Source organism: Amycolatopsis sp. WAC 04169 (assembly GCF_003947535.1).
Classification (GTDB): domain Bacteria; phylum Actinomycetota; class Actinomycetes; order Mycobacteriales; family Pseudonocardiaceae; genus Amycolatopsis; species Amycolatopsis keratiniphila.
This window is the reverse complement of the sequence record NZ_QHJI01000004.1, coordinates 439319-446546: the sequence shown is the minus strand read 5'-3', so window position 1 is coordinate 446546 and position 7228 is coordinate 439319. Positions and strand designations below refer to the sequence as shown.

The following is a 7228-nucleotide window of genomic DNA, read 5'->3' as shown; positions in this document are numbered from 1 at the left end:
TGCGCGGACGGCAACTTCCGGTCACAAAGGAACCATCGCGATGCCCATCGCCTCGTAGAGCGACTGCGCGCGTTCGCGGTACGGCCTGGCCTTGTCCGGAGCACCGACCTCGTCGTGGGCCGCGGCGATCCCGGTCAGCGCACGGGCCTCCTCGTGCGGTTCGGAGGTGAGCCGGGCGAGACCGGCGGCGCGCGTGTAGTGCGCGAGCGCGGCCTGCCGGTCGCCGCAGGCCAGCGCGCTGTCCGCGAGCCCGTTGTGCACGAGGGTCTCCAACGGCTGGATGCCCGTCGCCACCGCGATCTCGAGCGCGGCCTCCTGGTGCCGGCGCGCCGTTGCCGCGTCGCCCTGCCGGAGGTGCACCAGCCCGAGATAGGCGAGTGCGTACCCTTCGGCCTCCCGGTGACCCTCGGCCCGGCTGACCGTCAGCGACCGGTCGAGGTGGTCGCGGGCCTCCGTCCACCGGCCCTGCGCGCGGTACACGTCCCCGAGGTTGTGCAGCGCGATCGCCTCGCTCAGCCGGTCGCCGATGCTTTGGGCGTTGGTCAGGCACTGCCGGTAGCAGTCGAGAGCGGCATCGAGGTCCCCACGGCGTTCGTGGACGAAGCCGAGGTTGGACAGTGCGCGCCCCTCGTTGAGACGGTCGCCGGTCTCCCTGGACACCGTGACCGCCCTGCTCAAGTGGTCCGCCGCGTCGGCGTAGCGGCCCAGTTGCCCGTACACGGTGCCGAGGATGTTCAGCGCGCGGCCGGTGACGACAGGGCTGCCGTCGACGTCGAGGCAGCGGGTCAGATGTGTCACCGCCTCGTCGAAATGGCCGAGCCTGGCGCAGATCGAGGCCAGGTCGACGAGTGCCTGCTGGATGCCGATGGCGTCGCCGGCCCGTTGCGCTTCGGCGAGCGCGAGACGGTGCAGTGTGCGAAGTGCGCCGTAGTGACCGTGCACCCGAAGCACCTGCCACAGCACGGTCGAGAGGTCGCGGGCGTAGGCGTCGCCGTCGGCCGACGACTGCTCCGCGATGGCGATCAAGGTGGGAAGTTCCGCCGCCAGCCAGGTCGCCGCGTCTTCGGCGCCGGTGAAGTGGACGTTCTCGGCGATCGGGGTGAGCAACGGTCTTCGGTTGGGATCGCCCGCCCCCATCGACGCGGCCGCGTCGGCCGCCCAGGCCACATAGTGCTCGGCGAGGCGCCGCCGGGCCGCCGCTCTCCGCTGCGCCGGTTCCTCCTCGGCGCGGCCGCGCGCGTAGTCGCGCACCAGGTCGTGGAATTCGAACCGGCCGTCCGCGCGGTGCGCGAGCAGCAGGTGGCTGTCGAGGAGCGCGTCGAGGAGCCCGCCGGTCTCCGGCGGATCCGTGCCCAGCAGTGCCGCCGCGGCGGCGATGTCCCAGTGCGGGCCGGGGTGGAGCCCGAGCAGGCGCAGGCCCGAGGCGACGTCGCCGGGCAGCGCGTCGTAGGACCAGGACAGCACGGAGGGCAGGGAGGTGGTCTTCTCTTCGGTGGTCAGTGCGGCGAGCCGGTTCCCGGCCGAACGCATCGAGGACGCCACGTTCGCCAGGTTCCGGTGATGCGCGAGCCGTTCGCCGACGATGCGCAGGGCGAGCGGCAGACCGCCGCATCCGGACACCATGTCGGCGAGCGCGGTGCGGTCGGCGAATCTTCGTCCCTTGCTCGCCAACCGGTCGAGCAAGGAGAAGGACTCCTGTTCGGTCAGCAGCGGCACGTGCACCCGGTGCGCGTCGGCGCTGATCGTCAGCCCGTGCAGGGCCGCGCGGCTCGTCACCACCACCGCGCAGCCCGCGTGGCCGGGCAGCAGCGGCCGGACCTGGTCCGCCGAACGGGCGTTGTCCAGCACGATGAGCACCGAACGGCCGGCCAGCACACTGCGCAGCGACGCGGCCCGGTCGTCGAGGTCGGCGGGCACGTCCGCCACCGGCACGCCGAGCGCCCGCAGGAACGACCGCAGCACCTCACCCGGATCGGCGGGCGCCCCCGGTCCGTACCCGCGCAGGTTCGCGAACAACTGCCCGTCGGGGAAGTCCTGCTTGACCCGCTGCGCCCACTGCACGGCCAACGAGGTCTTGCCGACCCCGGCCATGCCCTCCAGCACCGCCACGACGACACCCGCGCCGGCCCTCTCGCCGCGGATGGCGTCGAGCGCGTCGATCTCCCGCTGCCGCCCGATGAACGACGTGATCCCCGAAGGCAGTTGCGCGGGCACCGAAACGACCGGTGTTCTCGCAGGTGACACCGCGTCCGGGCAGTAGTGCCGCACGAACCGGCTCGCCTGCTCGCCCTGGAGTCCCAGCCCCAGCGCCAGCGCCTCCACCGAATGGCGCCGCGGCCGGGCGACGCGGCCGCGCTCGATGTTGCTGATGCTCCGCACCGTCAACCCGGTGCGCTCCGCCAGCTCCTCTTGCGTGAGCCCGGCGTCCCGTCGTGACTCACCCAGCAGTGAACTCGCCCCACGGTCCATTTCGCGGATGTTAGAGCGGGTGCGACGCCGAAAAACGGTACTTCGGCCACGACTTTGATCGAAATTGGTCGAAAACGGGCCATCGCCGCTGCCAACGGATGGTTCATACCGGTCTCTCGCGGTGTGCCTCCGGCGCGGGCGTGCCGGTGGCCGATCGCGCCGCTCGTTCGAAGTCGGCGCGGGCCTGGCCGGACAGGCCGAGCCCGGCCGCGATGAGCCGGACCGTGTCGCGGCGGGGCCTGCAGACCCGGCCGTTTTCGAGGTCTCTGATCGCCCGGACGCTGACGGTGGAGCGGGCGGCGAGAAGCCGCTGGGTGGTGCCGAGGCTGTGCCGATGGCTCCGCAGCAAGCTGCCGAACCGGACCGGCCCCTCGTCCGCCGGGCTCATCGGCTCCGGCGCGGGGTCGACGTCGGCCATCCTCACGAGGTATCGGGGCAGGGTCGGTCCTGTGTGAACACCTTGAGTCACTGGCGTCCTCCGCTTCGCTCAGCGATGCCGCATCATGGTCGGCAGGCGGCGGGGGAGGGACAACCGGAAACTTCACCGAAGAATTGCCGGTTCACCGGGTGAGCCCGTTCGGCTCGGGTGAGCAGAACGGGCTCGACGGCGTCATCCGCAGCAGATGTTGTAGCCGTGGTTCCGCCAGAACATCGAGGGGCTCGGGTTGTCGAGAACCGGATCGCCGGTGCTGTCCGACGCGCTCTCGTGCCTGCCCGGCCGGTATTCGACATGCGTGTGCGCGGAGCTGGCGCCGCGGTACTCCTCGGTGCCGATCTGCTGGCCGCGGCTGACGAATTCACCGACCGCGAGCCCGTTCGACGGGTTGAGATGCAGGTAGATGATGGTGAAATCCTGGTCACGGTTGTAGATCGCCAACGTGGACAGGCCTCCGCTGCCGTTGCTGCCTTCGGTCTTCCTGATGACGTGGCCCTGGGTCATCGAGAACACGGAAGCGCCGAAGCCGCGGGCGAAGTCGATCCCTTCATGCCTGCCCGACGTGCTCACGTAGCCGTCGAAATAGGAGCTGATGCGGCCGGCGTCACTGTGGTAGAGCCCGGTTTCCAGCCAGTCGTTGCCCACCAGACCGAGCAGGTGCCCGGCGTTTTCGTTGTACGTCGAGGTCAAGTTTCCTTTGACGCCATGTGTGAACGAGTCGATCGGGCCCGTCCAGCCGTTCTTGAAGAACACGGTGACGACCGCGTCCCGCCGGTTCCACACCGAGGCCGCGTTGCCCTTCACGCACAGGCCCTTCCCGGCGCCCGCGCCGAGGAAGTGATAGCAGTCGGAACCCGTGCCGTAGTTGCCGACGGACGCGTCGAAATCGCTGACCGATCCCTGTTGATTGCTGTTGTAGTACAAGCAGAACTCACCGTCTTCGCAGACGCCGTTCCGTGCCGTCGCGGCTTGCGCGGACGGGGTGACCACGAGAGTGCCGCTCAAGGCCAGTGCCACGCCGAACAGGATGATCATCAATCTTCTCAACGACGTTCCCTTTCTCGTCGAATGCGGCGAATCAGCCAGTGCGGGACGCTACGGACGGGATCGGCGCCAGGGAAGCCGTAACGGGAAAACTGCCGGTCGTCCGGCGGTCGCGGCAAGTGATCGCGGGTGGGAGGGCCGTTCGGTTTGCCGAGAGGTGAAGGAAAGGTGACGTGTTGCGAAAGCCACTTTCGCAACGTTGATGGTTGGGAAAGTGGCTTTCGCAACGTGGGCTGAAGGCTTGGCTTCGGGATGACGCTGGACACCGCTGATGAGGGATCCGACGCGCCGGGCTTGCCTGCCGAGGTCTTCTGCCACAAGGGAAGCCGACCTTCGTCGCAGCATGTGATGTCCCCAATGTGGCATTGGAGACGCTCAGTGTCCCCAATGCCACATTGGGGGCGCTGAACCTCTCGGCTCGAAGGCAGACCGCCGCCGGAGCATTCTGTCCTAAGTAGACTCAAAGAACGCCATCAGTGCTCAGGCTCCCGGTACTTCCGGCCGAACCGGACACCGTTGAACGTGTGGGTGCAGCACGGGCAGCTCGGCTCCAGATCGTCGGCACCCAGCTCGGGGGCGACGGCCCGCAGTCGGTTCTCGTCGTCCACGTAGAGACCGCTGTAGTAACTGGCCTCCCCGATCCGCACGTAGTCGCGTCGTTCGTGCGGCTGCCGGGCGACGAGCCAGTGGATCGGGTCGGGGGAGTCGAGCCGGGCGGCGGCTTCGTCGCGCACCGCGTCCCAGTCCTCGCCGACCTTGCCGAGCAGGAACCGGAACAACGGCGTGTAGTCCAGGCCCCGGCGCGCCCGTCGTCCCATGGGCCCGCGCGTCAGGTCGGAAGAGATTTCGCTCTTCGTGGTGCGCTGATGCCGGTAGTCCCCGCCGTGGTCGTGGTGAACGTGCCTGGCCCTGGTATTCACGCGACGGTAAAGTGGCTCCTTCATCGCGCCTGCTTTCCTTGTCGAAGTCCTCGGCGGCTTCAAGACTATCGCCGTCCCCGCATCTTCTCGATTCTTTTGCGGCCCATACGAAGAATTGACGCGTTTACGCGGCCGGGTGAGGTTGTGGTGTGATTGGCCCTTGCGTTCGCGGCTTCCCAACGGTGTTCGTCCGGTGGCTGGGATGTCGATGTCAAAGGGGTGGGACTGACGCTTCGCAATCGATCGATTACCTAGTGCCAATAGGGACATTGGTGTCCGGACAACGGACGCGGAGTAGGTGGTGGCGGCCTTGTTCCCGCTTTGGAGACGAGGGCTCTTCCTGCTGTTCGCCACGTGTTCGAGGTGGATATTTTCCGGAGTTGATCCGTTCAGGTGATGCGCGGACACGTGCTGATCACTCGTGTTAGCCTGCCGCTGGTTGCTCGCGAGGGTCTGGCGTTTCGGATGTGAAGTCCGCGTCATCTGGGGATGCGAAACAACTGTGGTGCAGCATTTCCTTCTTCGCTGCGGGTCGCCGTGGACCCGTGGGTATCGAGTGGTCCTGGGGGTCGGGTGAAAGCGATTCATGGTTTCGTCAAGACCATTGCCGGTGAGCGGAAACTTCGTCGCGGCCTGCGTAAAGAATTGGTCAAGGTCGGGATCGACGGGCCGGTCGAAATGGCCGAACTCTGCCGCCGCATCGGGGAAAGCCGAGGTCGGCCGATCAAACTCGTCGCGTTCCCGATGGAGGTTCCCGGCCCGTGTGGAGCGTGGCTGAGCGCGTCTTCCGGCGACTACATCGTCTTCCAGTCGGAGACCACCCGGATACACCAAGAGCACATCATCGCGCATGAGCTGGGGCATATCCTCTCCGGACATCAGGCGGAACCGGACGAAGAGGAAATATGGTCCCGGTTCATGCCCGACCTCGATCCGGGGGTTATTCGGAGGCTGTTGAAAAGAACGCAGTACGACTCGGTCCGGGAGCGGGAGGCCGAGACGATCGCCACCCTCCTGCTCGAACGTTCCCTGGTCGTCCGGCTGCTCGACGGGCCGGGTTCGTCGCGGACCAGGCGGATGCGGCACGTCCTCGGCGAGGCGCGGGGCTGGCTGTGAGCCTGGCCAAGGAGTTCGTGATCGCGGCGCTGGTGTGGTTCTCCTTCCGGCTGGCGCGATCGCCGCGCGACCCGGCGATCTGGGCACTGGTCGGCTGCCTGGTGCTGCGGTTGCTGACCGCGCCCTCGAGCATGGTGGCGCTGCACGAGTTCACCGGCGGGACGCTCGACGTCGCCACCTTCCGCCTGGTCCAGACGGCCTTGCTCGACGCCAGCCTGTTCTGCCTGCTGGTCTTCTTCCTGCTCTCCGCGGGTGGCTCGCGGCGGCGGGTGGCCCTCGACGCCTGGTTGCTGCTGCTGGTCTGCGCGGCCCTGGCGGTGGCCATGTTCGTGGTCCCGGCCGCGTCCCGCGAGCAGGCCTTCGGTGTCGGCGCGGCGCTGCCGGCGGTCGTCACGGAGCCGGGGGTGGCGCTCTTCTTCCTGGTCGACGCGGCGTACGGCACTTATACGACGGTGCAGGCGGCGACCTGGGCCCTGCGTGACGCCGGGGAAACCCCGCTCCGGGTCCGCTGGGGCCTGCGGATCGCCGCCTGCGGCCTGATCACGCTCGCGGTGACCTCGGTCGCGCGGTTCGGCACGATCCTGGTGCGCTGGTCCGGCGGCGACGTGCCGCCGTCCCTTCCGGTCGCGACGGCCGTGCTGGTCCACGTGGGAATCATCCTGTTCATGGCCGGGATCACCCTGGTCGGGCTGCTCGCCGTGCTCGCCGCCGCCAGGCTCTGGCTGCGGCACCGGCGGCGGTACGAGGATCTGCGACCGCTGTGGGAGCACCTGCACGACGTGTTCCCCGGTGACGCGCTGTACGCCGGGCAACGCGGCGGATGGCTGGAGGAGCTCGCGTTCTGGCGGATGCATCGCCGGTACTGGCGAAGAGTCGTCGAGATCCGTGACGGACTGGTCCGGCTGAGCCCGTACCTGGCCGACTGCGGTTTCGTCGAACGCCGGGAGCGGGTTTCGCCCGAGGTCTTCCGTGAGGCACTGGCCCGGTTGCGGGCGGGGGAGCGGCCGACCTCGCGAACCGCGGTGGCGGTGGCGCGCCCCGAGGGGCCGGACGTCGAGGCCGACGTCGGGGAGCTCGTCACGCTGTCGAAGACCCTGCGCGCCTGATCGTCCGTTTTTTCCTCAGTTGTACGGAACCGGGAGGGACCCATTCACGTCAGTTGATGAAAGGGAGGTGGGCACCTATACTCCGGTACTCGGGGGGACCTGCACCGCCATATGGCAGCGCGGCACGGGTTCGTGAG

The 7228-nt window shown here is 68.3% G+C and carries 6 protein-coding genes; 2 read left to right on the top strand and 4 right to left on the bottom strand.

Annotation, left to right across the window (positions count from 1 at the left end):
* Window positions 1-21 precede the first annotated feature (21 nt).
* The 4 genes from DMC61_RS11115 to DMC61_RS11100 form a co-directional block, all read right to left on the bottom strand.
* Entirely contained in the window at window positions 22-2469 is a 2448-nt protein-coding gene (locus tag DMC61_RS11115; protein WP_125688994.1) for a tetratricopeptide repeat protein, read from the bottom strand.
* Between the two features lie 103 nt (window positions 2470-2572).
* Window positions 2573-2887, bottom strand: a complete 315-nt coding sequence (locus DMC61_RS11110; protein ID WP_125688992.1) for a helix-turn-helix transcriptional regulator — start codon at window positions 2885-2887, stop codon at window positions 2573-2575.
* 192 nt (window positions 2888-3079) lie between these two features.
* Window positions 3080-3952 carry a peptidoglycan DD-metalloendopeptidase family protein gene (locus tag DMC61_RS11105; RefSeq protein WP_233594767.1) on the bottom strand — a complete coding sequence of 291 codons (873 nt, stop codon included), beginning with the start codon at window positions 3950-3952 and terminating at the stop codon, window positions 3080-3082.
* A 470-nt stretch (window positions 3953-4422) separates the two neighbouring features.
* Window positions 4423-4893 (bottom strand): hypothetical protein, encoded by a 471-nt coding sequence (locus tag DMC61_RS11100; RefSeq protein WP_125688990.1) that lies wholly within the window; start codon window positions 4891-4893, stop codon window positions 4423-4425.
* A gap of 549 nt (window positions 4894-5442) precedes the next feature.
* Between DMC61_RS11100 and DMC61_RS11095 the strand changes: the two genes are divergently transcribed.
* Together DMC61_RS11095 and DMC61_RS11090 are read left to right on the top strand one after the other, a co-directional pair.
* Window positions 5443-5985 (top strand): hypothetical protein, encoded by a 543-nt coding sequence (locus tag DMC61_RS11095; RefSeq protein WP_125688988.1) that lies wholly within the window; start codon window positions 5443-5445, stop codon window positions 5983-5985.
* Window positions 5982-7091 carry an MAB_1171c family putative transporter gene (locus DMC61_RS11090; RefSeq protein ID WP_125688986.1) on the top strand — a complete coding sequence of 370 codons (1110 nt, stop codon included), beginning with the start codon at window positions 5982-5984 and terminating at the stop codon, window positions 7089-7091. Before DMC61_RS11095 ends, DMC61_RS11090 begins: the two co-directional genes overlap by 4 nt.
* The last annotated feature ends 137 nt before the right edge of the window (window positions 7092-7228 follow it).